This is a genomic window from Burkholderia sp. JPY481 (assembly GCF_038900515.1).
GTDB classification, from domain to species: domain Bacteria; phylum Pseudomonadota; class Gammaproteobacteria; order Burkholderiales; family Burkholderiaceae; genus Paraburkholderia; species Paraburkholderia youngii.
Map to the genome: position 1 here is coordinate 551,312 of NZ_JAYMRT010000001.1, position 24,114 is coordinate 575,425.

At 66.1% G+C, this 24,114-nt stretch carries 20 protein-coding genes; 10 read left to right on the plus strand and 10 right to left on the minus strand.

Annotation, left to right across the window (positions count from 1 at the left end; all coding sequences use genetic code 11):
* Positions 1–84: 84 nt before the first annotated feature.
* Positions 85–3,603 (minus strand): chromosome segregation protein SMC, encoded by a 3,519-nt coding sequence (smc, locus tag VSR82_RS02530; protein WP_429458892.1) that lies wholly within the window; start codon positions 3,601–3,603, stop codon positions 85–87.
* 180 nt (positions 3,604–3,783) lie between these two features.
* On the minus strand, positions 3,784–4,833 hold the full coding sequence (locus VSR82_RS02535) for a DMT family transporter (protein ID WP_429458890.1): 1,050 nt from the start codon (positions 4,831–4,833) through the stop codon (positions 3,784–3,786).
* Positions 4,834–5,207: 374 nt separating this feature from the next.
* On the opposite strand from VSR82_RS02535, the gene dapC reads away from it, so the two are divergent.
* The 6 genes from dapC to cls all read left to right on the plus strand — a co-directional run bounded on the left by dapC (position 5,208) and on the right by cls (position 11,605).
* Positions 5,208–6,428 (plus strand): succinyldiaminopimelate transaminase, encoded by a 1,221-nt coding sequence (gene dapC / locus VSR82_RS02540; RefSeq protein WP_429458888.1) that lies wholly within the window; start codon positions 5,208–5,210, stop codon positions 6,426–6,428.
* Positions 6,429–6,489: 61 nt separating this feature from the next.
* Positions 6,490–7,317 carry a 2,3,4,5-tetrahydropyridine-2,6-dicarboxylate N-succinyltransferase gene (gene dapD / locus VSR82_RS02545; RefSeq protein WP_008923562.1) on the plus strand — a complete coding sequence of 276 codons (828 nt, stop codon included), beginning with the start codon at positions 6,490–6,492 and terminating at the stop codon, positions 7,315–7,317.
* The gene (locus VSR82_RS02550; protein WP_018435509.1) at positions 7,317–7,682 is read left to right on the plus strand and encodes an ArsC family reductase; all 366 of its coding nucleotides are present in this window, start codon (positions 7,317–7,319) and stop codon (positions 7,680–7,682) included. The genes dapD and VSR82_RS02550 overlap by 1 nt, the downstream gene beginning before the upstream one ends.
* Before the next feature lie 123 nt (positions 7,683–7,805).
* Entirely contained in the window at positions 7,806–8,945 is a 1,140-nt protein-coding gene (gene dapE / locus VSR82_RS02555) for a succinyl-diaminopimelate desuccinylase (RefSeq protein ID WP_429458885.1), read from the plus strand.
* Between the two features lie 14 nt (positions 8,946–8,959).
* Positions 8,960–9,844 (plus strand): 50S ribosomal protein L3 N(5)-glutamine methyltransferase, encoded by an 885-nt coding sequence (gene prmB / locus VSR82_RS02560; protein ID WP_368586905.1) that lies wholly within the window; start codon positions 8,960–8,962, stop codon positions 9,842–9,844.
* A 273-nt stretch (positions 9,845–10,117) separates the two neighbouring features.
* The gene (cls, locus tag VSR82_RS02565; protein WP_429458883.1) at positions 10,118–11,605 is read left to right on the plus strand and encodes a cardiolipin synthase; all 1,488 of its coding nucleotides are present in this window, start codon (positions 10,118–10,120) and stop codon (positions 11,603–11,605) included.
* 12 nt (positions 11,606–11,617) lie between these two features.
* On the opposite strand, the gene VSR82_RS02570 is transcribed toward cls, so the two are convergent.
* Complete coding sequence (locus VSR82_RS02570) at positions 11,618–12,097, minus strand: glutathione peroxidase (RefSeq protein ID WP_368586903.1); 480 nt, start codon at positions 12,095–12,097, stop codon at positions 11,618–11,620.
* Positions 12,098–12,263: 166 nt separating this feature from the next.
* Between VSR82_RS02570 and VSR82_RS02575 the strand changes: the two genes are divergently transcribed.
* Entirely contained in the window at positions 12,264–14,219 is a 1,956-nt protein-coding gene (locus tag VSR82_RS02575; RefSeq protein WP_429458881.1) for an ATP-binding cassette domain-containing protein, read from the plus strand.
* A 124-nt stretch (positions 14,220–14,343) separates the two neighbouring features.
* On the plus strand, positions 14,344–15,399 hold the full coding sequence (locus tag VSR82_RS02580) for a CaiB/BaiF CoA transferase family protein (RefSeq protein WP_429458879.1): 1,056 nt from the start codon (positions 14,344–14,346) through the stop codon (positions 15,397–15,399).
* Positions 15,400–15,409: 10 nt separating this feature from the next.
* On the opposite strand, the gene VSR82_RS02585 is transcribed toward VSR82_RS02580, so the two are convergent.
* The 3 genes from VSR82_RS02585 to alr form a co-directional block, all read right to left on the minus strand.
* A complete protein-coding gene (locus tag VSR82_RS02585) occupies positions 15,410–15,688 on the minus strand; it encodes a DUF2866 domain-containing protein (RefSeq protein WP_368586900.1) in 279 nt (92 codons plus the stop codon).
* Between the two features lie 152 nt (positions 15,689–15,840).
* Complete coding sequence (gene radA / locus VSR82_RS02590; RefSeq protein WP_410847941.1) at positions 15,841–17,217, minus strand: DNA repair protein RadA; 1,377 nt, start codon at positions 17,215–17,217, stop codon at positions 15,841–15,843.
* 3 nt (positions 17,218–17,220) lie between these two features.
* On the minus strand, positions 17,221–18,291 hold the full coding sequence (gene alr, locus VSR82_RS02595) for an alanine racemase (protein WP_429458876.1): 1,071 nt from the start codon (positions 18,289–18,291) through the stop codon (positions 17,221–17,223).
* 218 nt (positions 18,292–18,509) lie between these two features.
* On the opposite strand from alr, the gene lplT reads away from it, so the two are divergent.
* Positions 18,510–19,817, plus strand: coding sequence for a lysophospholipid transporter LplT (gene lplT, locus VSR82_RS02600; RefSeq protein WP_176108269.1), 1,308 nt, complete (start codon positions 18,510–18,512; stop codon positions 19,815–19,817).
* 61 nt (positions 19,818–19,878) lie between these two features.
* A complete protein-coding gene (gene thiD / locus VSR82_RS02605; protein WP_498857475.1) occupies positions 19,879–20,685 on the plus strand; it encodes a bifunctional hydroxymethylpyrimidine kinase/phosphomethylpyrimidine kinase in 807 nt (268 codons plus the stop codon).
* 6 nt (positions 20,686–20,691) lie between these two features.
* Here thiD and VSR82_RS02610 read toward each other — a convergent pair whose 3' ends face one another.
* From VSR82_RS02610 to tsaB, 4 genes are read right to left on the minus strand one after another with little or no spacing between them, the layout of a single operon-like run.
* Complete coding sequence (locus VSR82_RS02610; RefSeq protein WP_429458872.1) at positions 20,692–21,723, minus strand: DUF1853 family protein; 1,032 nt, start codon at positions 21,721–21,723, stop codon at positions 20,692–20,694.
* On the minus strand, positions 21,720–22,706 hold the full coding sequence (locus tag VSR82_RS02615) for a uracil-DNA glycosylase (protein ID WP_429458870.1): 987 nt from the start codon (positions 22,704–22,706) through the stop codon (positions 21,720–21,722). Before VSR82_RS02615 ends, VSR82_RS02610 begins: the two co-directional genes overlap by 4 nt.
* Positions 22,693–23,187 (minus strand): ribosomal protein S18-alanine N-acetyltransferase, encoded by a 495-nt coding sequence (gene rimI / locus VSR82_RS02620; RefSeq protein ID WP_429458868.1) that lies wholly within the window; start codon positions 23,185–23,187, stop codon positions 22,693–22,695. Before rimI ends, VSR82_RS02615 begins: the two co-directional genes overlap by 14 nt.
* Positions 23,184–24,020 carry a tRNA (adenosine(37)-N6)-threonylcarbamoyltransferase complex dimerization subunit type 1 TsaB gene (gene tsaB, locus VSR82_RS02625; protein ID WP_429458866.1) on the minus strand — a complete coding sequence of 279 codons (837 nt, stop codon included), beginning with the start codon at positions 24,018–24,020 and terminating at the stop codon, positions 23,184–23,186. Before tsaB ends, rimI begins: the two co-directional genes overlap by 4 nt.
* Positions 24,021–24,114: the final 94 nt, after the last annotated feature.

The following is a 24,114-nucleotide window of genomic DNA, read 5'->3' on the forward strand; positions in this document are numbered from 1 at the left end:
CGCGGGCCTGTCGTCCGCTCCACGTACCGCGCGGCTCTCATCGAGGCCGCTGCGCTGGATGCGGATGCCCGCGAAGGCGTTAACTCAAACGATATTCTGGGCGAAACCCGCCGCCGTTTCCATGTCGACCGCAACGATCCGCGAGACGCCCTGCTCCTGCATCGTCACGCCGATCAGCTGTTGCGCCATCTCCATCGCGATCTTGTTGTGCGAGATGAACAGGAACTGGGTTTTGTCCGACATCGCCCGGACCAGATTCGCAAAGCGCTCGGTGTTGGCGTCGTCGAGCGGCGCGTCCACTTCGTCGAGCAGACAGAATGGCGCCGGATTCAGCTGGAACATCGCGAACACGAGCGCGGTCGCGGTCAGCGCTTTCTCGCCGCCCGACAGCAGATGAATCGTCGAATTCTTCTTGCCCGGCGGCTGCGCCATCACCTGCACGCCGGCGTCGAGGATTTCGTCGCCGGTCATGATCAGCTTCGCCTGGCCGCCACCGAAGAGACGCGGGAACAGTTCGCCGAAATGACGGTTCACTTCATCGAACGTGCTTTGCAGCAGCGTGCGCGTTTCGGCGTCGATCTTGCGGATCGCGTCTTCGAGCGTTTCGATCGCGCTCGTCAGGTCGGCCGACTGCGAATCGAGGAAGCTCTTGCGCTCGGTCGCGGCCTTCAGCTCGTCGAGCGCGGCCATGTTGACCGGCCCGAGCGCGATGATCGCGTTGTTGATGCGGGTGACTTCGCCCTGCAGGTACGACGGCTTCAGGTCCGGCGTCAGCTTGGCCTGCAATTCGGCTTCATCGACCCCGGCCGCGCTCAGCTGCTCGACGAACTGCTCGCCGTTGATGCGCGCGGCCTGCTCCTTCAACTGCAATTCGTTGATGCGGTCGCGCAGCGGCTGCAGCGCGCGCTCGGCGGTGAGGCGCGTTTCATCGGCCGAGCGCAGCTTCGCGGTCAGGTCGTCGAGCTCGACGCGCGCGGCGCGCAGCGCCTCTTCCTTGACGGCGCGGATATCGAGCGCGTCCTGCAGACCGGTGTGCGCGGTCTGCTCGTTGATCGTTTCGAGCTCGGCGCGAGCATCTTCGAGCGAACCCGCGACGCGCTCGCTCTGCTCATGCGCGACCTGGATGCTGCGCTTCAGTTCGTCGATGCGGTTCGCCATGTTGCGCGCGGCGAAGCGCGCGTCGGTGGCGGCGCGGTCGAGATCGCGTGCCTCGCCGCGGGCGGTCGTCAGTTCTTCGTCGAGCGCTTCGAACGCGAGTTGATGGTCTTCGAAGCGCGCCTGCAGTTCGGCGAGCTCGCCGTCGTGACGCTCGAAGTTCGCTTCCGATTCCGCGCGCAGCGCACGCTGCTCGTCGACCTGCGCGGCGATCTCTTCGAGTTCCTCGCGAATCTGCGTGCTGCGCTGTGTGTAGCGCTCGTGCGCCTGAGTGAGCTTCAGCACGTCCATCTGCAGCGCGTGGACCCGCTGCGTCGCGCGCTCGGCCTGCTGACGCATTTCGGCGAGCGCTTGCGCGGCTTGCGTGTGCGCGGCTTCGGCGCGGATCGCGGCGGCCTTCGCCTCGTCGGCGAGCAAGGCCTGCGCACGCACCTGGCGGCCGAGGTTCTCGATTTCCTGCTGACGCGCGAGCATGCCGGCCTGTTCGGAATCGGCCGCGTACAACTGCACGCCGACGCGCGTGACCACGTGCCCTGCCTTGACGACGAATGCGCCGCCGTCGGGCAACTGTGCCCGCATCGAAAGCGCCTGCTGCAAATCGTCGGCGACGTACGCGCGGCCGAGCCAGTCGGTCAGCACCGCGCGGATACCCGCGTCCTCGATGCGCACGAGCGACAGCAGCGAGCGCAGCGCGCCGGCCGCCAAGGCCGGCTGGCCGGCCGCGGGCGGTGCGTAGAACGCGAGCTTGGCGGGTGGCGCGTCGGTTGCGAACGCCTTGACCCAGTCGAGATTCGACACTTCGAGCGCCGCGAGGCGCTCGCGCAACACCGCTTCGAGCGCGGTTTCCCAACCGGCCTCGACATGCAGCTTCTTCCACAGACGCGGCAGGCTGCCCAATTCGTGCTTGTCGAGCCATGGCTGGATCTTGCCTTCGGTCTGCACGTTTTCCTGCAGCTGCTTGAGCGCGGCGAGGCGCGCGTCGAGCTGATGGATCTGCGCGCTTTCGGCCTGCACACGCTCCTGCGCGGCGCGCCGTTCGCCGTCGAGCCGCGGCAGTGTTTCCTGCGCATCGGCGAGGCGTCCCTGCGCGTCGTGCAGGATTTCCTCGTGCTCGGCGAGCTGCATGCGCAACTCTTCGAGCTGCGCCTCGTCGGGCGCGTCGAGCCCGCCTTCTTCCGATTTCAGCCGCTCCTGGCGCTGCTGCAGTTGCTGCAATTGCTGATCGGCATTGCGCTGATGCGCGGCTTCGAGCTTCAGCGCCTGCTCGGTCTGTGCGATGCCGGCGCGCTCGGTGTTCAGCTCCGCCTGCGCGTCGCGCCAGCGCGCTTCGAGCGCGGGCAGCGCGTCGTGCTTAGCGGCGGCGTCCTCTTCGGCCAGCAGGGCTTTTTCTTCGGCGACGGCCAATTGCTCTTCGGCGTCGGCGATATCGTCCTGCGCCTTGTCGGCTTGCGATTGCCATTGCTCGCGCTGCGCCGTGAGCGCAGCGATCTGCGCCTGCACGCGGTTGCGCGATTCGACGATGAAGCGGATCTCGGCTTCCAGCCGGCTCACTTCCGCGTTCGCCTCGTACAGCGCGCCCTGCGCGCCCTGCATCGCGTCGCTCGCCGAATAGTGCGCGACGCGCAGCGTTTCGAGTTCCGCCTCGACTTCGCGCAGCTTCGCGGTTTGCGCCTCGAGGTCGATCTGCGCCTGTTCGATCGCGCGCTGCTGGCGCTGCTGCTCGCCAGCCGCTTCGTTCTTGCGCAACAGCCACAGCAGACGCTGCTTTTCCTCGCCGTCGCTTTGCAGCTCGCGATATCGCGTCGCGACGACCGCCTGCCCCTCCAGCTTCTCGAGATTCGTACCGAGCTCGCGGATGATGTCCTCGACGCGCGTCAGGTTCTCGCGCGTGTCGTGCAGACGGTTCTCGGTCTCGCGGCGGCGCTCCTTGTACTTCGACACGCCGGCGGCTTCTTCGAGGAACACGCGCAGCTCTTCGGGCTTCGCCTCGATCAGCCGCGCGATCATGCCCTGACCGATGATCGCGTACGCGCGCGGCCCGAGGCCGGTGCCGAGGAAGATGTCCTGGATGTCGCGGCGACGCGCCGGCAAATTGTTGATGTAGTAGCTCGAGGTGCCGTCGCGCGTCAGCACGCGCTTCACGGCGATCTCCGCATACTGGCCCCACTGGCCGGCGGCGCGGCCGTCCGCGTTGTCGAACACGAGTTCGACGCTCGCGCGGCTGCCGGGTTTGCGGGCGGTCGAGCCGTTGAAGATCACGTCCTGCATCGACTCGCCGCGCAATTCGGAGGCGCGCGATTCGCCGAGCACCCAGCGCACGGCGTCGATGATGTTGGATTTGCCGCACCCGTTCGGACCGACCACGCCAACCAGTTGGCCTGGGACCTGGAAATGCGTGGGATCGACGAAGGATTTGAAGCCAGCGAGTTTGATCGAGGTGAGCCGCACGGCGATTTCGCTGTTTGAAAAGAGAGTGTGATAGGTGGCTCGCGAGGTTGCGCCAGTCGTTCACCGCCGTGGCGGGACGGCCCCACGCAACCTCGCGAGCCTTCGCAATTTGGTTGCCGGCTGCATGCGCTCATGCACATCGGAGGCACAGGTGCGCATGCGCCGGCTAATGAGGGGGAATCATACCATCGCGCGTGGACGATTCTTACCGCCCTTTCGGTGGTCGTCGCTGTCGCCGTCACGGCCGTGTTGGTCAGCGCGTTGGTCACCGCGCGGGTCACCGCGCCCATCGTCGCCGCCCGGCCCGTCCGTGTCGCCGATGGCCGGATCGGGCGGCACCGTCTTCGTCCGATGCACCCAGCTCGACAACGCCGATGCGAGCACGATGCACGCGCCGCCGGCCCATTCGCGCGGCCCCGGTACTTCGCCGGCGAACAGCCACGCCGACAGCGCCGTCACGACGAGTTCGAACAGCATGATGATCGAAGCGCGATTGGCCGGCACACGCGAGAGCCCGTACTGCACCAGCATATTGTTCGACGCGAGCAGCAGACCGAGGCCGAGCACGAGCAGCGCCGCGGTACCCAGATGCGCGCCGGTGGGCGGCGCGGGCATCGGCTCGATGAGCGACGCGAGCGCGCCGAAAAACGCCGCGCCGCCGAAGATCACCGCGGTGCGCATTTCGGGCTTCATGTCCGGCAGCACGCGGCTCGTCTTCAGGATCAGCACATTGCTCATCGCGAAGCCCATGCCGCCGGCGAGCCCAGCCCATTCGGCGGGATTGCCGGGCACCGGAACGCCGAGCCGCGGCGACCACAGCATCGTCATCGCGCCCGCGAGCGACAGCGCGGCCAGCGCCGCGCCCGACCACGTGAGCCTCTCATGCAGGATGAAATGCGCGAACAGCGCGGTCCACGCGGGCGTCAGATAGAACAACAGCAGCACGCGCATCACCTGACCGTGAATCGCGCCCCACACGAAGCCCAGATTCGTGACGCCAGCGGCGAGCGCGAGCGCCGGCAGCAGCCAGTGCCATCGCACGGTCTTCAGCGCGCGATGCCGCACGAGCAGCACGAACAGGCAGCCGGTGCCGCTCGTCAGCGCGCTCGCTGCGGTGCCGGTCACGCCGAGCGCGGCGAGCATGCGCAGCGGGTACCAGACCATCCCCCAGACCGACGCGCCCAGCATGATCGCGAGCGTCGGCCAGCCGTTGCGAAGCCAGTTGGTCATGGGGCCGGACTCCGACGAGCGTCGCGGGTGGGTCGGATGAGGGCCCGGCCGGCCGTCTGCTGCTCTGCTGCGTACATTTGCTGCTCCTGCGTATTCTTTTACGCGAACCGTAGCGGATTCGCGCCGTTCCCGCCGCGGCGCGCCGGTGCGCCGCCTCACGGATTGCTGCCGCGCCGCGCGGCAAGCTCCCGCTTGGCCCACGGGCGCGCCACGCTATAATCGTCCGTTCGCCGCCGCTGGTGGCCGGCTCGTCGCTGGCCAGTGCATCGCGCGCAGGGATGCCGATTCATGTTTGATGCGCCGACGCCCGCCGGCGCGCTTGCCCGGTTGTCCCGACTTTCATCCGCGTCCATTCCGATCAGGCCCACTCGTCCGTGAATCCGCTACTCGACTCCCTTCAGCCCTATCCGTTCGAAAAGCTGCGCCTGCTTTTCAAGGACGTCACGCCGCCGGCCGGCCTCGCGCATATCAGCTTCGGCATCGGCGAGCCGAAACATCCGACGCCGCCGCTGATCCGCGACGCCGTCATCGCTTCGCTCGGCGGCCTCGCTGCCTATCCGGCCACGCTCGGCTCGGCGCCGCTGCGTGAGTCGATCGCGAAGTGGGTCACGCAACGCTACAACCTGCCGCCGCTCGATCCGCTGACCGAGGTGCTGCCGGTGTCCGGTTCGCGCGAAGCGCTGTTCGCGCTTGCGCAGACGGTGCTGAACCCGCGCCGCGATGCCGACGGAGAGCCTGCGATCGTACTCTGTCCGAACCCGTTCTACCAAATCTACGAAGGCGCGGCGCTGCTCGGCGGCGCCCAGCCGTACTTCGTCAACGGCGACCCGGCGCGCAACTTCGCGTGCGACTACTCGGCGGTGCCCGCGGAGGTCTGGGCCCGCACGCAACTGCTGTACGTCTGCTCGCCGGGCAACCCCACCGGCGCCGTGCTCACGCTCGACGACTGGCGCGAACTGTTCGCCCTATCGGACCGCTACGGCTTCGTGATCGCGTCGGACGAGTGCTACTCGGAAATCTATTTCGACGAGTCGAAGCCGCCGCTCGGCGGTCTCGAAGCGGCCCACCGGCTCGGCCGCGGCTTCGAGCGCCTCGTGATGCTGTCCAGCCTGTCGAAGCGCTCGAACGTACCGGGCATGCGCTCGGGCTTCGTCGCCGGCGACGCGTCGATTCTGAAGTCGTTCCTGCTGTACCGCACGTACCACGGCGCGGCGCTCTCCACCGTGTACCAGAGCGCGAGCGTGGTCGCGTGGAGCGACGAGACACACGTGCGCGAGAACCGCGCGAAGTACCTGCAGAAGTTCACGACCGTCACGCCGATGCTCGCCGACGTGCTCGACGTGCGCCTGCCCGACGCCGCGTTCTACCTGTGGGCCAATGTCGAGCGCACCGGCCTCACCGACACCGAGTTCGCCCAGCGCCTCTACGCCGACTATAATGTGACGGTTCTGCCGGGCTCGTTCCTCGCGCGCACCGCGCACGGCGTGAACCCCGGCCGCAATTTCGTGCGCCTCGCGCTCGTCGCCGATGTCGACGAATGCACGGCAGGCGCGCAGCGGATCGTCGAATTCTGCCGATCTCTCGCTGCGGCTTGAGCCGCACCCGAGCCGCACCGCACCCCATCTCCAGACATCAACCCTTCATAAAATCACGCATATGTCGCAACAACTTCAGAGCATCATCGATACCGCCTGGGACAACCGCGCCGAGCTGTCGCCGAAAGCCGCGCCGGCCGAAGTGCGCGAAGCCGTCGCCCACGCGATCGAGCAACTCGATAAGGGCGCGCTGCGCGTCGCCGAAAAGAAGGACGGCGACTGGGTCGTCAACCAGTGGCTGAAGAAGGCCGTGCTGCTGTCGTTCCGTCTGGAAGACAACGCGCCGATGCCGGCCGGCGGCTACAGCCAGTTCTACGACAAGGTGCCGTCGAAGTTCGCGAACTACACCGCTGAAGACTTCGCCGCCGGCGGCTTCCGCGTGGTGCCGCCCGCGATCGCGCGCCGCGGCTCGTTCATCGCGAAGAACGTCGTGCTGATGCCGTCGTACACCAACATCGGCGCATACGTCGACGAAGGCACGATGGTCGACACGTGGGCCACCGTCGGCTCGTGCGCGCAGATCGGCAAGAACGTGCACCTGTCGGGCGGCGTCGGCATCGGCGGCGTGCTCGAGCCGCTGCAGGCGAACCCGGTCATCATCGAAGACAACTGCTTCATCGGCGCGCGCTCGGAAGTCGTCGAAGGCGTGATCGTCGAGGAAAACTCGGTGATCTCGATGGGCGTGTACCTCGGCCAGAGCACCAAGATTTACGACCGCGAAACCGGCGAAGTCACGTACGGCCGCATTCCGGCGGGCTCGGTCGTGGTGGCGGGCAACCTGCCGTCGAAGGACGGCACGCACAGCCTGTACTGCGCGGTCATCGTCAAGAAGGTCGACGCCAAGACGCGCGCGAAGGTCGGCCTGAACGAGTTGCTGCGAGGCGACTGATGGCGCGCGGCACCAAAACCGTCGTCTACGGCATTCCGAACTGCGACACCGTGAAGAAGGCCCGTGTGTGGCTCGAAGAGCATGGCGTCGAGTTCGAGTTTCACGACTTCAAGAAGGCCGGCGTAACCGAGCCGCTGGTGCAGGACTGGTTGAAGGACGTCAAACTCGACGCGCTGCTGAACCGCCGCGGCACGACGTGGCGCGCGCTGTCCGACGACATGAAGGCGGCCGCGGAAACGCAGCCGGGCGCGATCGCGCTGATGATCCACAAGCCGTCGGTGATCAAGCGGCCGGTGCTGGTCGTGAACGGGCGCGTGAAGTCGCTCGGTTTTTCCGCTGACGAGTACGCGGCGCTGTTTGCCTGAGCGACTGCCAGGCACGTAGCATGACGCGCGGCCTCGCGCCGCGTCGTTCAAAGGCTGTTGCCGGCTGCGGTGGCTCACCGCGAGCCGGCATTTTTTCATTTCAAAGTGGCTTGTACTGAATCCATGTCCGGCACCCTCGCCCTTACCGAACAACTGATCGCGCGCGCGTCCGTGACGCCCGACGACCAGCATTGCCAGCGTCTGCTGATCGAGCGCCTGGCCGCGCTCGGCTTCGAGCACGAGACGATCGAATCCAACGGCGTGACCAACCTGTGGGCCGTAAAACGCGGCGTCGACGGCACCGCGGGCAAGCTGCTCGCGTTCGCCGGTCACACCGACGTGGTGCCGACCGGCCCGCTCGAACAATGGCGCTCGGCGCCGTTCGAGCCGACCCAGCGCGACGGCAAGCTGTACGGCCGCGGCGCGGCGGACATGAAGGCGTCGATCGCCGGCTTCGTCGTCGCGAGCGAGGAGTTCGTCGCGGCCAACCCTCAGCACCGCGGCTCGATCGCATTCCTGATCACGAGCGACGAGGAAGGCCCCGCCACAGACGGCACCGTCAAGGTCGTCGAAGCATTGCAAGAGCGCGGTGAGCGCATGGACTACTGCATCGTCGGCGAGCCGACGTCGAGCGAGCGGTTCGGCGACATGGTCAAGAATGGCCGGCGCGGCTCGATGTCGGGCAAGCTGATCGTCAAGGGCGTGCAAGGCCATATCGCTTATCCGCATCTGGCGAAGAATCCGGTGCACCTGCTCGCGCCCGCGCTCGCCGAGCTCGTCGCCGAGCGCTGGGACGATGGCAACGAATATTTCCCGCCGACCACCTGGCAGGTGTCGAACATCCACAGCGGCGCCGGCGCGACCAACGTGATCCCCGGCCATGCGGACGTGATGTTCAACTTCCGCTTCTCGACCGCGAGCACCGTCGAAGGACTGCAAAAGCGCGTGCACGCGATTCTCGACAAACACGGCCTCGAATACGAACTGCATTGGACCGTGAGCGGCCTGCCGTTTCTCACCCCGCGCGGCGAGCTGTCGAGCGCGCTCGCGCAAGCGATCAAGGACGAGACCGGCGTCGACACCGAGTTGTCGACCACCGGCGGCACGTCGGACGGCCGCTTCATCGCGCGCATCTGCAAGCAGGTGATCGAGTTCGGTCCGCTGAACGCAAGCATCCACAAGATCGACGAACATATCGAAGTCGCCCATATCGAGCCGCTGAAGAACGTGTATCGCCGCGTGCTCGAACAACTGATCGCATAACCAGGAACCTTGCGATGACGCTTCCTTTTTGCACCGTCCGCGACTTGCTGCGTTATGCAGTGTCGCGTTTTAGCGAGGCCAAGCTGTCGTTCGGCCACGGCTCGGCCAATGCCTACGACGAAGCCGCCTATCTGATCCTGCACACGCTGCACCTGCCGCTCGACCTGCTCGAGCCGTTTCTAGACGCGCGCCTGACCACGGCCGAAATCGAGGCGGTGCTGAAAGTGATCGAGCGACGCGCCGCCGAACGCGTGCCGGCCGCGTACATCACGCAGGAAGCGTGGATGCATGGCTATCGCTTTTACGTCGACGAGCGCGTGATCGTGCCGCGCTCGTTCATCGGCGAGCTGCTGCAGGACGGCCTGCAGCCGTACGTCGAGGACCCCGAGCAGGTCGGCGCGGTGCTCGAGCTGTGCACCGGCTCCGGCTGCCTCGCGATCCTCGCCGCCCACGCGTTCCCGAACGCCGACGTCGACGCGGTCGATCTGTCCGCGCCCGCGCTCGAAGTCGCGACGCGCAACGTGCTGGACTACCACCTCGACGACCGCATCGCGCTGTTCGAAGGCGATCTGTACGCGCCGCTCGCCGAGCGCCGCTACGACGTGATCATCAGCAACCCGCCGTACGTGAACGCGAAGTCGATGCAGGAGTTGCCGGCCGAATACAAGCACGAGCCGGAGATGGCGCTCGCGGGTGGCGCGGACGGCATGGACATCGTGCGCCGGATCATTGCCGGCGCGCGCAACTGGCTGACCGAAGACGGCGTGCTCGTCATCGAGATCGGCAACGAACGCGAGCACGTCGAGGCGGCGTTCGGCGGTCTCGACCTCGTGTGGCTGTCGACCAGCGCCGGCGACGACAACGTGTTCCTGATCCAGGCCAGCGACCTGCCGGTCTGAGTTCGGCATGCTGTCCGTTTGATCGCGCGGCGTGCGCGGCGCCGGCTTGCGTCGGATTTCGCAAGTGACGCGCGCCGCAGCACACACGGTTTATTCGTACGAGTTTTTGCGCTATTTTTTAGCGCGTGTTTTTAGGCCGTTTTTGGCGCTTTCCCAGGCGCCGCAGCCGCAGTCTGAATTCGTTGCCCGACGCGTTCGCCGCAGACCACGAAGCGAGCCTGTGCCCGCCTCCGTTTCCTGAACCCCGGCGCTTCGCCAACTGTTCGCGAGCTTATGACATTCGACCTGCTTCACGTCGGCCCGCTGGTTCTCCTTGCCCACATTCTCGGCATCATCGCGGCCGGTCACGCGATTCTCCATACCCGCACCTCGCAAGGGGCGATCGCGTGGGCCGTATCGCTGGTCGCGATGCCTTATCTGACGCTCGTGCCGTACCTGTTCCTTGGCCGCAGCAAGTTCGCCGGCTACGCGGACGCGCGCCGCGTCGAAAACGAGCTGCTGCGCACACGCGCGCATCCGCAGGTGTGGGACACGCACGCGTCGTCGGCCGGGGTGCCGACGCAGCAGCTCGGCTCGCGGCTCGTGCAGTCGCTGACGCGCCTCGGCGGCATGCCGTTCCTGCCCGGCAACACCGTGCGCACGCTGATCAACGGCACCGCGACTTTCGAGGCGATCTTCGACGCGATCCAGAACGCGCGCCACTATGTGATCGTGCAGTTCTTCATCGTGCGCGACGACGCGCTCGGCGACATGCTGAAAGACGCGCTGATCGCGAAAGCGCAACAGGGCGTGCGCGTGTACTTCCTGTACGACAGCATCGGCAGCTTCGATCTGCCGCACCGCTACGTCGCGGCACTGCGCGCGGCCGGCATCGAGATGCAGCCGTTCGCGACGAACCGCCGCTTCGTCAACCGTCTGCAACTGAATTTCCGCAATCACCGCAAGATCGTGGCGGTCGACGGCGAGCGCGCGTTTATTGGCGGTCATAACGTCGGCGTCGAATATCTGGGCGCGAAGCCGCCGCTGTCGCCGTGGCGCGATACGCATATCGAGGTGCGCGGCCCGGCGGTCGCCAGCATCCAGTTCGTCTTCATCGAGGACTGGTACTGGGCCACGCAGCAGTTGCCCGAGTTAGACGTGCCGTCCACCGAAACTGCCGGTCCATCCGTCGAGCAGCGCGACGCCCACGGCGCCGTCGAACACGCCGGGAACAACATGCACTGCATCGTGCTGCCGAGCGGCCCGGCCGACAAACAGGAGACCTGCTCGCTGTTTTTCGTCGAAGCGATCAACGCGGCGCGCGAACGCATCTGGATCACGACGCCCTACCTGGTACCCGACGAAGCCGTGTTCGCCGCGCTGCGGCTCGCGGCGCTGCGCGGCGTCGACGTACGCATCCTGATTCCGAGCCGGCGCGATCACCGGGTGGTGTTCGAGGCTTCGAAGCTGTATGCATACGACTCGCTGCGCGCGGGCATTCGCATCTTCCGCTATCAGCCGGGTTTCCTGCACCAGAAGGTCGTGCTGATCGACAGCAGCGCGGCCGCGATCGGCAGCGCCAATCTCGACAACCGCTCGTTCCGTCTGAACTTCGAGATCATGGTGCTGACCGTCGACCGCGGTTTCGCGCTCGAAGTCGAAACGATGCTGCTCGACGACTTCGCCGAGTCGCGCGAAATCGACCGCGACGAGTACCGCAAGGCGAACGCGCTGCGACGCATGCTGATGCACGTCGCACGGCTCTTTTCGCCGATCCTGTAGAGGCGCTCGTGCTTACAGCAGCGCTTCGATATCCTCGGTGATCGCCTCGGGCTTGGTCAGCGGCGCATAGCGCTTGACCACGTTGCCGTCGCGGCCGATCAGAAACTTCGTGAAATTCCACTTGATCGCCTCGAGACCGAGCAGCCCCGGCGCTTCGATCGTCAGGTAACGGAATAGCGGGTGCGCGTTCGGGCCGTTCACGTCGATCTTGTCGAACATCGGGAACGTCACGCCGTAATTCTTCTCGCAGAAGCTGCCGATCTGCGCGGCGTCGCCCGGCTCCTGCTTGCCGAACTGGTTGCACGGAAAACCGAGCACCGCGAGCCCGCGCGCCGCGTACGTGTCGTACAGCTTCTGCAAGCCCGCGTACTGCGGCGTGAACCCGCATTCGCTCGCGGTATTGACGATCAGCATCACCTTGCCTTGGTACTTCGCGAGACTCGCTTCCTCGCCGCCGAGCGTGCGTGCCGAAAACGAATAGATCGATGTCATGTGCCCTCCCGTGAAAGCCGTCAGTCTATGCCAAAAGCGCTGCCGGTACAGTCGGCCGAATGGCCGATGGCGGCTGCGCTCAATGCGACAGCCGGGCAATCGGCGCCGCGCGCCCGGCAACCCGCCGGGCAGTCTAAAATAGCGGTTTTCTTCAGCCGGCCACGTCGTGATCCGCTTCAATCAGTTCAGCCTCGCGCGCGGCACCAAGCCGCTTTTCGACAACACCACGTTCACGTTGAACCCCGGTGAAAAAGCCGGCCTCGTCGGGGCGAACGGCGCGGGCAAGTCGACGCTGTTCGCCGTGCTGCGCGGCGAGCTGCATGCGGACGGCGGCGATTTCTCGATCCCGCCGACCTGGCGCATCGCCCACGTCGCACAGGAAACGCCTGCCGTCGACAAAACCGCCCTCGCCTACACGCTCGACGGCGACGCCGCGCTGCGCGACATCGAAGCGCGCATCGCGGCCGCCTCCGCGGCGCACGACGGCGCGGCCGAAGCCGAAGCGCACGCCGCCTTCGCCGACGCCGACGGCTACACCGCGCCGGCACGCGCCGAAGCGCTGCTGCTCGGCCTCGGTTTCACGCTCGACCAGACCCGCGAGCCGGTCAGCAGTTTTTCGGGCGGCTGGCGCATGCGGCTGAATCTCGCGCAGGCGCTGATGTGCCGCTCCGACCTGCTGCTGCTCGACGAACCGACCAACCACCTCGACCTCGACGCGATCGTCTGGCTCGAAGACTGGCTCAATCGCTATGCGGGCACGCTGATCGTGATCTCGCACGACCGCGAGTTTCTCGATTCCGTCTGCAACGTCACGCTGCATCTCGAGAACCAGCAGATCAAGCGCTACGGCGGCAATTACTCGCAATTCGAAGTGCTGCGCGCGCAGCAGATCGCCCTGCAGCAGAGCGCGTACGAAAAGCAGCAGCGCACGGTCGCGCATCTGCAAAGCTACATCAACCGCTTCAAGGCGCAGGCCACCAAGGCGCGTCAGGCGCAAAGCCGGGTGAAGGCGCTCGAGAAGATGGAGCTGATCGCGCCCGCGCACATCGCGTCGCCGTTCACGTTCGAGTTCCGTACGCCCGACTCCGCGCCGAATCCGATGATGGTGATGGAAGATGTGCGCTGCGGCTACCACGCCGAAGACGGCAGCGAGATTCCGATCGTCGAGCGCGTGATGCTGTCGATCCAGAATGGTCAGCGCATCGGCCTGCTCGGCGCGAACGGCCAGGGCAAGTCCACGCTGATCAAGACGCTCGCGGGCACGCTCGAACCGCTCTCGGGCCACGTACGCGAAGGCAAGGGTTTGCGCATCGGCTACTTCGCGCAGCATCAGCTCGAAACGCTGCGTCCGGACGACACGCCGTTGCAGCACCTCGCGCGTCTCGCGCCCGATACGCGCGAGCAGGAACTGCGCGACTTCCTCGGCAGCTTCAACTTTTCCGGCGACATGGCGACCGCGAAGATCGCGCCGTTCTCGGGCGGCGAGAAAGCACGCCTCGCGCTCGCGCTGATCATCTGGCAGAAGCCGAACCTGCTGCTGCTCGACGAGCCGACCAATCACCTCGACCTCGAAACGCGCCACGCGCTGACGATGGCGCTCGCGCAATTCGAAGGCACGCTGATTCTGGTGTCGCACGACCGCCATCTGCTGCGCGCGACGACCGATCAGTTCATGCTGGTCGCGAAGCATCGTCTGCAGGAATTCGACGGCGATCTCGACGACTATCGCGACTGGCTGCTGCAGCATGCGGCCGAGCAGCGCGCGGCGTTGAAGGCGAATGCTTCCGGTGCGTCGGACGCAGCGTCCAGCGCCGCGGCAAATGGCGACAGCAACGTCAATCGCAAGGAGCAGCGCCGCCTCGAAGCGGAAACGCGGCAGAAGCTCGCGCATCTGAAGAAGCCGCTGCAAAGCCGCATCGCGAAGATCGAAAAGGAAATGGACGCGCTCAACGCGGAGAAGACGACGCTCGATACATTCGTCGCCGATCCCGCGAGCTACGAGCCGGAGCAGAAGAGCAAACTGACGGAGGCGATCCGCCGTCAGGCAGACGTGAACGCGCGCCTCGATACGCTCGAAGCCGAATGGCTCGAGACGCACGAGGAACTCGAACAGATCGGCTAGCGGCACGCAACGGCCGGGCCGCGCCGGCATCCACGGGAGCTTGGCTTTGTCATTTGCGAACTCGTCGTCCCCGTCATCGGTGTCTGGACCCGCGGCTGCAACGGCAACCGAGGTGCCGCCACCGTTGCAAGGACTCCGCGTGCTCGACCTCACGCGCCTCTTGCCGGGGCCGGCGGCCGCGCTGCGCCTCGCTGAGCTCGGCGCCGATGTGCTGAAGATCGAAGCGCCCGGCGCGGGCGACCCGACGCGCACGATGATGCAGTCGTCGAGCGATCGTGTCGCGGGTAGGCCCGGTGCGTTCTACCGGATGGTCAATCGCGGCAAGCGCGAGACGCGCCTCGACCTCAAATCCGAAGCGGGACGCAACGTGCTGCGCGCGCTCGCGGCCGAAGCCGACGTGTTGATCGAGAGCTTCCGGCCCGGCGTGATGGAGCGGCTCGGCCTCGGCTACGCGACGCTCGGCGCGGCCAATCCGCGGCTCGTCTATTGCGCGATCAGCGGATATGGCGCAAGCGGTCCGTTCGCGGACCATGCGGGCCACGATCTGAACTACATCGGCTATGCGGGCGTGCTCGATCAACTGGCAAGCCGCGACGGTGCGCCGATCCTGCCGAACTTCCAGATCGCCGATCTGCTCGGTGGCGCCTTGAGCGCGGTCACGCAGATTCTCGCCGCGCTCTGGCATGTCGCGCGTGGTGGCGCGGGCCGCTTCGTCGATGTATCGATGACGCACACGAGCTATGCGCACAACTTCGTCGCGCAGGTGTCGCTGGTCAACGAAGGGGCGGCGCCCGCAGCGGGCAGTGGTCTGCTAAATGGCGGCGTGCCCTGCTACAACCTGTACCGCACGAGCGATCAGCGCTGGCTCGCGGTCGGCGCGCTCGAACTGAAGTTCTGGGAAACGCTGTGCATGGCGCTCGATCGGCCCGAATGGGCGACGCGTCACTGGAGCCTGGGGCAGGCGATCGGCGGTCCCGATGCGTTGGCACTCATCCGGGAACTCGCTGATGTGATCGCGACGCGCACGCTCGGCGACTGGGTGGAATCGTTGGAATCGCTCGATTGCTGCGTGTCGCCGGTGCTGACGCCCGCTGAAGCGGCGCAGCATCCGCTGTTCAATCCGCACGCGTATGCGGCGGCGGCCGCGAGCGCCGCCGACTCAGACGACGACGGGGCCTAACCCGCCGCCGTCAACGCCGCGTCGCCGTCTGCCTCGGCAGCGTTTGACGCGGCGACTTCTCGTCGTCGTACAGCAAGTGCTTGCGACCTTCCACATGGCGGCTGATCGTGGCGCGCACTTCGGCGGCGGTCACGTCTTCGGCCACCACGCGCCGCGAGATCTGCCCCGCGGTGTCGATCCACTCGACGATCCGGCAAGCGCCGCCCCATGGCCGATGAATCGGTGCGGAGACCCGGCAGCCGCGCACCTGGATGTGCGGGTCGGCAGCGGTTTCATGTGACTGTTTCAAAGCGCGATCCTTTTTCGAGCATCAGAAGGGATGCATATCGTTACAGCTTAGGAAAAAGGTATGGCGGCCAGGTTACAGCCAATATGGCGATATTTACAGGGCATTACGGGACCGCGAGCGCGCAATGTACCGGCGAGCCGTCCCGGCCCCGTCTATTCGAGCGTGCGGACGCGGTCGATGGCCTGTTCGATCCGTTCGACCGCAACGACCTGTAAGCCTTCGATCGGCTGTTTCGGCGCATTGGCCTTCGGAATCACCGCCACCGAGAAGCCGAGCTTGGCCGCTTCCTTCAGGCGTTCCTGACCGCGCGGCGACGGCCGGATTTCTCCGGCGAGGCCCACTTCGCCGAATACGACGAGCCCCTTCGGCAGCGGCTTGTTGCGCATCGACGAATGAATCGCGAGCAGTACCGAGAGGTCGGCGGCGGGCTCGGAGATCTTCACGCCACCCACCGCGTTCAGGAACACGTCCTGATCGAAACAGGCGATGCCCGCATGCCGATGCAGCACCGCGAGCAGCATCGCGAGCCGGTTCTGTTCGAGGCCGACCGCGAGGCGGCGCGGATTCGGCGCGTTGGCCGAATCGACGAGCGCCTGCACTTCGACGAGCAACGGCCGCGTGCCCTCCTGCGTGACGAGCACGCACGAACCCGGCACCGACTGCTCGTGCTGCGACAAAAACAATGCCGACGGATTCGCGACGCCGCGCAAACCACGCTCGGTCATCGCGAACACGCCGAGCTCGTTGACCGCGCCGAAACGGTTCTTGATCGCGCGCACGAGACGGTACGACGAGTGCGTATCGCCCTCGAAATACAGCACCGTATCGACGATATGCTCGAGCACGCGCGGCCCCGCGAGCGCGCCCTCTTTCGTCACGTGCCCGACCATGATGATCGTGGTGCCCGACTGCTTGGCGATACGCGTCAGTTGCGCGGCGCACTCGCGCACTTGCGCGACCGAGCCCGGCGCCGATGTCAAAGCATCCGAATAGACGGTCTGGATCGAATCGATCACGGCGACTTCGGGCCGTTGCTCGGTGATCGTCGCCTGAATTTTTTCGAGCTGGATTTCCGCGAGCAATTGCAGTTCGCTCGCCTTCGAGCCGGGTTCGAGCAGTGCGAGCCGTTGCGCGCGCAACGCGATCTGCGCGCCCGATTCTTCGCCGCTGATATAGAGCGCGCGCTTGTCCGCGGCGATCTCGGCGAGCGATTGCAGCAGCAATGTAGATTTACCGATGCCCGGATCGCCGCCGATCAGGACCACGCCGCCCGGCACGAGACCGCCGCCGAGCACGCGGTCGAATTCGCTGACGCCGGTGGAAAAGCGCGGCACGTCCGACGCGTCGATGTCGGCGAGGCGCCGCACTGGCGTGCTCTTCGCGAGCGACTGGAAACGGTGAGCGGACGGCGCCTCTGCGACCGATTCGACGAGCGTGTTCCACGCCTGGCAAGACGGGCATTGACCGGACCACTTGGGCGACTGTCCGCCGCATTCCCCGCAGATATACAACGTCTTCGCTTTCGCCACGCGTTACTCCGCCCGAACCGGCACACGCGGCGCGACCGCGCACATCAGCTCGTAGCCGATCGTGCCGCAGGCTTGCGCGACGTCGTCGATGGGCAGCGCGGTACCCCACAGTTCCACGCGCGAGCCGACGTTGGCGGTCGGCACCGGGGTCAGGTCGACGGTCAGCATGTCCATCGACACGCGTCCAACGATTCGCGTGCGCACCCCATCGACGATCACCGGCGTGCCTTCGGGCGCGACGCGCGGATAGCCGTCCGCGTAACCGCACGCGACCACGCCGATGCGCATCGGCGCGCGCGCGGTGAACGTGGACCCATAGCCGACCGAACTGCCTTCGCCGAGCGTCTGCACGGCGATCAGTTCCGACGCGAGCGTCATCGCGGGCTGCAGTCCGGTGCCGTCGATCGCGGCCGTCACGCCGGACGGCGACGCGCCGTACAGGATGATGCCCGGACGCACCCAGTCGAAATGCGCTTCGGGATGCCACAGTGTCGCGGCCGAATTCGAGAGGCTGCGCGCACCGGCGATGCCCTGCGCGCCGCGCTCGAACGCCTCCACCTGATGCGCGATGCCGCGCTCGGCATCGGCATCGGAAAAATGCGTCATCAACGTGATCTGGCCGACGCCTTGGCAGGCGCGCGCGCGCTCCCATGCGGCACGAAATTTTTCCACCGTGTAGCCGAGCCGGTTCATACCGGTGTTCATCTTCAACTGGATATTGACCGGTTTCGACAGGCGCGCCATTTCGAGCATGCGCAGCTGCTCGTCCGAATGCAGCGCCGTGGTCAGGCTGTAGCGATCGATTACGTCGATGTCGGTCGGCCGAAAAAAGCCTTCCAGCAGAAGAATTGGGCCTGCCCAGCCCAATTCACGCAACTTCACCGCTTCTTCGAGGTCCAGCAACCCAAAGCCGTCCGTCGCGCGCAATCCGGGAAACACGCGCGCGAGGCCATGCCCGTAGGCATTAGCCTTGACGACGGCCCAGACTTTTGATTTCGGCGCATAGCGCCGCGCGACAGCGAGGTTATTGGCGAGAGCAGCGGTATGAATCGTGGCGGAAAGGGGGCGCGGCATGGGATTTTTTCGAAAAGACACTTGCGAATCAGCGGCTTACAAGGCGTTTTCAGCGCTCTGCGGCCCGCTGGGCGGTGCGATCAAGGATTCTGCTAGTCTGAATCCATCTATTTTCATGATATAAAGCCGTGCGCACAACCCATTTCGATCGGCATAAGCCCGGACGCATAACAAACGGCCGGGGCGGACAGACCGCAGCGAGGACAGCATCGCATCAGATGAAAAAAGGCTTTTACACCATCATGGCCGCGCAGTTTTTTTCGTCGCTGGCCGACAATGCGCTTCTGATCGCTGCTATCGCACTGCTGAAAGATCTTCACGCTCCGAACTGGATGACGCCGCTGCTCAAGCTGTTTTTTGTGCTGTCGTACGTCGTTCTTGCCGCCTTCGTCGGCGCATTCGCCGACTCCCGTCCGAAAGGACGCGTGATGTTCATCACCAATACGATCAAGGTGGTCGGCTGCATCACGATGCTGGTCGGCGCGCATCCGCTGATTGCGTACGGCATCGTCGGCTTCGGCGCGGCGGCCTACTCGCCCGCCAAATACGGCATTCTCACCGAACTGTTGCCGCCTGACCGGCTCGTCGCCGCGAACGGCTGGATCGAAGGCACCACGGTCGGCTCGATCATTCTCGGCACGGTGCTCGGCGGCGCGCTGATCAGCCCGCACATCGCCGCGCCGATTCTCAAATGGCACGTCCCCACCGTGAACACGCCCGCGGAAGCCGCGATGCTCGTGATCATGGGCATTTACGTGGTCGCCGCGCTCTTTAATCTGCGCATTCCCGACACCGGCGCGCGCTATCCGCGCCAGGAACACGGGCCGATCCGCCTGATCACCGATTTCGCCGACTGCTTTCTCGTGCTGTGGCGTGACAAGCTCGGACAGATTTCTCTCGCTGTGACGACGCTGTTCTGGGGCGCGGGTGCGACGCTGCAATTCATCGTGCTTAAATGGGCCGAGGTGTCGCTGGGCATGTCGCTGTCCGAGGCGGCAATCCTGCAGGCGGTGGTCGCGGTCGGCGTCGCGGGCGGCGCGATTTTTGCGGCTTCGCGCGTGCCGTTGAAGAAGTCGCTGTCGGTCTTGCCGGTCGGCATCATGATGGGTATCTCCGTGATGCTGATGGCGTTCTACACGCGCGATCTGTTTCCCCCGCACTGGGGCATTTATTTTGGCCGCATGCACGTGTCGGGCTATCTGATCTTCGCGTATATCTTCCTGATGTTCGTGGGCGGCCTGTCGGGCTTTTTCGTCGTGCCGATGAATGCGCTGCTGCAGCATCGCGGGCACGTGCTGCTGTCGGCGGGCCATTCGATCGCCGTGCAGAACTTCAACGAGAATCTGTCCGTGCTCGTGATGCTGTGCCTGTACGCGGTGCTCGTTTGGCTCGACGTGCCGGTTACCGTCGTGATCGTGCTGTTCGGCACCTTCGTGTGCGTGATGATGTGGCTCGTGATGCGGCGCCATCAGGCGAACCAGCGCGCGTTCGATTCGGTCGCGCTGATCGGCGAAGCCAAGCACTGATCAACCGCGCCGGGCCGGCCGCGACACGCACGAGCGGGCCCTTCTTCTTCCTCGCTCGACCATGACTCAATCGATTCCCAATGTGCTGACGATCGCCGGCTCCGATTCCGGCGGCGGCGCTGGCATCCAGGCCGATCTGAAGGCCTTCTCCGCGCTCGGCGCCTATGGCGCGAGCGTGATCACCGCGCTGACCGCGCAGAACACGCGCGGCGTGACCGCGATTCACGCGCCGGACCCTGGCTTCATCACCGCGCAGCTCGACGCGGTGTTCGACGACATCCGCATCGACGCGGTGAAGATCGGCATGCTCGCGAATGCGCCGATCGCGCGCGCGGTTGCCGACGCGCTGCGCCGTCACCGGCCCAAACACATCGTGCTCGACACGGTGATGATCTCGAAGAGCAATCACGCACTATTGCTGCCCGATGCGGTCGCGGTGGTACGCGACGAACTGCTGCCGCTCGCCGATCTGCTGACGCCGAATCTGCCGGAAGCGGCCGCGCTGCTCGGCACGCAGCCCGCCACCGACGAAGCCGGCATGGTCGAGCAAGGCGAAGCGTTGCGCGCGCTCGGCGCGCGCGCGGTGCTGATGAAGGGCGGCCATCTGAGCGCGACCGATAGCCCCGACTGGCTCGTGCAGGAAAGCGGCACGCTGCGTCTCGGCGGTCCGCGCGTGCCGGTGAAGAACACGCATGGAACGGGCTGCACGTTGTCGTCGGCGATCGCGGCGTTGATTCCGCAGCGCGACGATCTCGCTAGCGCCGTGGCCGATGCGAAGGTTTATCTGACCGGCGCGTTGCAGGCGAGCGAGCGGCTCGACGTCGGCCACGGCGTGGGGCCGGTGCATCACTTTCATCGGTGGTGGTAAGCGACGCTATTGCTTCGCGTAACGCCGCGCGTGCTCGGGCCAGTCGTCGGGCACGATAAAGCCGCGCGAGCGTTCGAGCAGATGTCCCGTATCGTCTTCGATGAATCCGGCGACCATCGTCGGGCCGTGTTGCGGTGAAATTTGAGCGGCGAGCGTGTTTGCGTCGACATAGCACGAATCGTTCGCGCCGGCTTGCATTCGATACTGCGGCGCAAGCCATTCGAGCCGCGGCAACACCCGCCACCTATGCGTGTGCGCGCACTCGAAAGCCGGCCAGTCGCGATGCGTAATCCACCAGCCGCGGCCATGCGCGGGATCGAGTTCGGCAGGATCGGTGGGCGTGGCGCCATGCCGGTAGAACAGCCAGCCTTTGACGAACATCTGCGGCGTCCACGTGCCTGCATAGCCCGTCGATGCAAATTCCTCGCGTGCGCTGAGCGGCAACTGATGATCGAGCAGATGCGCGAGCTTCAGATCGAAGCGGTCCTTCAGATTGGGGCCGACGTAATCGGCGAGATGCGCCGCCTCTGCCCTATTCGGATCGCCCGCATGCAGATAGCACTTCACCGCGAGTTCCCAATGCAGTCGCGCGCCCTCGCGCGTGCGCACGAGGAAATCGCATTCACCAAGCGTGCGGCCGGCGTGCCGTAGCGGCACACCCGCTGCGATCAATTGCGTCGCCGGCCCATGACGAAGGAAAAAACCCAGCAGGCGTTCGGCGTAGCGGCCAAGACGCGTGATGCGCGTTGCCGCGAGATCCTGATGCAGAGATTCTGGCGTGGTGTCGAGCGCGCGCAGCCAGTCGAGCGTGGCCTGCAATTCCTGCGGTGTATCGAAGGGAGCCGCGAGCGCGCCCGCGGGAGGCTGAGGGCGCAACAGATCGGGACTCAGCAGCAGCCACGCGAGATCGCGGACGGCGGGTTCGCGCAGTGCATCGACTGAAGCACCGTCGCGCAATCCAAGCAACCTATCGAGAAGCGCCGCGTGGCTGATAGACGCGGCGGGCATGCGCGCCGCCCGTCCCTCGGGGATCGTCACTTTGATTCGTTCGACGGCGCGCCGCCGTTCGCCAGCCACGTGGCGCGCGCAAGGCACAGGTCCGTCCATGCCTTGGCCTTGTCGGGCAGGCTACGCAGCAGATAGGCCGGATGATAGGTGACGATCACCGGCACGCCCTCGTACGTATGCACGCGGCCGCGCAGCGACGAAATGCTCGCGTCGGTCTTCAGCAGACTCTGCGCGGCGAAACGGCCGAGCGCGACGATCAGCTTCGGCTTCACGAGCGACACCTGACGCTGCAGATAAGGTTCGCAACGGGCGACCTCGTCCGGCTGCGGATTCCGGTTGCCGGGCGGCCGGCACTTGATCACGTTCGCGATATACACGTTGGTGCCGCGCGCGAGCGCGAGCGAATGCAGCATGTTGTCGAGCAGCTTGCCGGCCTGGCCGACGAACGGTTCGCCTTGACGGTCCTCGTTCTCGCCGGGCGCTTCGCCGATCAGCATCCAGTCGGCCTCGCGATCTCCGACGCCGAACACCGTGTTCGTGCGTTTCTCGCACAGCCGGCAGGCCTCGCATCCGGCGACGCGCTCGGCGAGCGCGTCCCAGTCGAGCGTGTGGATCGCCGGCAGCGCGGGCGCGTCGCGGCGTGCTTCGGCGGGTGCGGGGGCCGATGCGGTGGGATCGTCGAACCACGCGAAGTCGTCGTCGGGTGGGGCGTCGAAAGTCGGCGGCGCTGAAAAGTCCGGTTGCGGTTGTGATGTCTCGCGGCGTGCGGCGGTTTCGTCGAAGCGCGGTGCGGGTTCACTCGGCGCTTGCTGCGGCTGCGCGTCGGCGGATGCGCGCAGCGGTTCGCGCGAGGTCTGCGGCGCCGGCTCCGCGCGTCGCTCGTCGTCCGCGTCTGCCGGTATCGACTGCGATGCATCACCCTGCCCGGCCTCCGCCTCGCGCGCGGCGAGTCCGCGACGCACCCACAACGGCGCGAGTCCAAATTCTTCGAGCACCGATTCATGCAGCGCCATCTTGGCCCTCCGTGGCAAACGACAGACGCATCACGATCGCGTCCTCCCGGGCGCGATGCCGCGCCGGATAATAATTTTTGCGCCGGCCGATCGATGCGAAGCCAAAGCGCTCGTACAAACGGATCGCCCGATGATTCGACGGCCGCACTTCGAGCAGCAGTCCCTCGAGCTTCTCCGCGTGCGTGATGCGCACCGCCTCGCGCAGCAGCGCGAGGCCCGCGCCCGCGCCTTGCGCTTGGGGTGCCACGCACAGATTCAGCAGATGCATTTCATCGACGACCGGCATCAGCACGCAATAGCCGATCAAAGTGCCCGTCACGTGGCGCAGACAGACGCCGAAATAGCCGTTGCGCAGCGAGTCGCCGAAGTTGCCGCGACTCCACGGAAACTCATAAGCGAGCTTCTCGATCGCGGCGACTTCGTCCAGGTCGCTTTCGGTCATCGGCGACATGTAGCGGTCCGTGAGCAGCACACCGCTCATGGGCGCGCCTCGTCGTGGGACGGCTGGCCGGACGCGCCGTCGGGCGCGCTCTGCGCGGACTGCCCGGCGTTGTGAGCCGCTTTGGCTGATTTCGCCGCCTTGTCGGCCATGCGCTCGGCGGTCGTCTGCGCGACCTTGTCGCGCACGTACTCGGGCGCCGCCTGGTCGGCGGGCACCGTGCGACCCGCATGGAACGCGCGCAGCGCCGCGTACGCCAGCGGCAACGCATGCGGCAACGCTTCGCCATCGACGCTTCGCGCGGCCGCGACCGCCGGCAATCGCTCGCCGAACGCGGCGGCCGCATTGCCGGCAAGCGTGAACGGCCCGTCGGGCAGCACGATCCGCTCAGGCGCATCGAGCGACGCCGTCTGCACGGTGCGCCATTCGTGTTGCGCGTCGTCCCACGCGTAGTCGGCCCAGTAGATTTCGTCCATGCGCGCGTCGAGCGCGGCGAGCACGCGCGTCGTCGACGGATCACGCAGGCGGGCGCTCTCCGCGCACGCGAGCAGCGTGCCAATCGGCACGACCGGCAGGTCCAGGCCGAACGCGAGGCCTTGGGCGACGCCGGTCGCCGTACGCAGTCCGGTGAACGAGCCCGGGCCCGAGCCGAACGCGATCGCGTCGCAGTCCGCCAACGTGAGGCCGGCTTCGTCGAACAGTTCGCGGATCGCCGGCAGCAGGCGGGTACTGGACACCGCGCCGGTTTGTTCGTGACGAACCCAGACGCGCGGTTCGGCGCTGGGCTGACCGGCGGCATCGACGGACGCGGACACGAGCGCCGCCGAACAGAATTCAGTCGAGGTATCGAGGGCAAGGAGCACTGTTTGAGTCATGGACCGTATTGTAATCGGCACGGTGCGCGTGAATGGTGGTTTGCGCGGCCTTGCTGCCCCGCTTCGCGGCCGCCCAGTTTGGAATAAGCCCTCG

Coding starts and splice junctions, on each gene's coding strand:
- VSR82_RS02535 (WP_429458890.1), bottom strand. CDS start 4,833: ATGACCAACTGGCTTCGCAACGGCTGGCCGACGCTCGCGATCATGCTG.
- dapD (WP_008923562.1), top strand. CDS start 6,490: ATGTCGCAACAACTTCAGAGCATCATCGATACCGCCTGGGACAACCGC.
- VSR82_RS02550 (WP_018435509.1), top strand. CDS start 7,317: ATGGCGCGCGGCACCAAAACCGTCGTCTACGGCATTCCGAACTGCGAC.
- dapE (WP_429458885.1), top strand. CDS start 7,806: ATGTCCGGCACCCTCGCCCTTACCGAACAACTGATCGCGCGCGCGTCC.
- prmB (WP_368586905.1), top strand. CDS start 8,960: ATGACGCTTCCTTTTTGCACCGTCCGCGACTTGCTGCGTTATGCAGTG.
- cls (WP_429458883.1), top strand. CDS start 10,118: ATGACATTCGACCTGCTTCACGTCGGCCCGCTGGTTCTCCTTGCCCAC.
- VSR82_RS02570 (WP_368586903.1), bottom strand. CDS start 12,097: ATGACATCGATCTATTCGTTTTCGGCACGCACGCTCGGCGGCGAGGAA.
- alr (WP_429458876.1), bottom strand. CDS start 18,291: ATGCCGCGCCCCCTTTCCGCCACGATTCATACCGCTGCTCTCGCCAAT.
- lplT (WP_176108269.1), top strand. CDS start 18,510: ATGAAAAAAGGCTTTTACACCATCATGGCCGCGCAGTTTTTTTCGTCG.
- thiD (WP_498857475.1), top strand. CDS start 19,879: ATGACTCAATCGATTCCCAATGTGCTGACGATCGCCGGCTCCGATTCC.
- VSR82_RS02615 (WP_429458870.1), bottom strand. CDS start 22,706: ATGGCGCTGCATGAATCGGTGCTCGAAGAATTTGGACTCGCGCCGTTG.
- rimI (WP_429458868.1), bottom strand. CDS start 23,187: ATGAGCGGTGTGCTGCTCACGGACCGCTACATGTCGCCGATGACCGAA.
- tsaB (WP_429458866.1), bottom strand. CDS start 24,020: ATGACTCAAACAGTGCTCCTTGCCCTCGATACCTCGACTGAATTCTGT.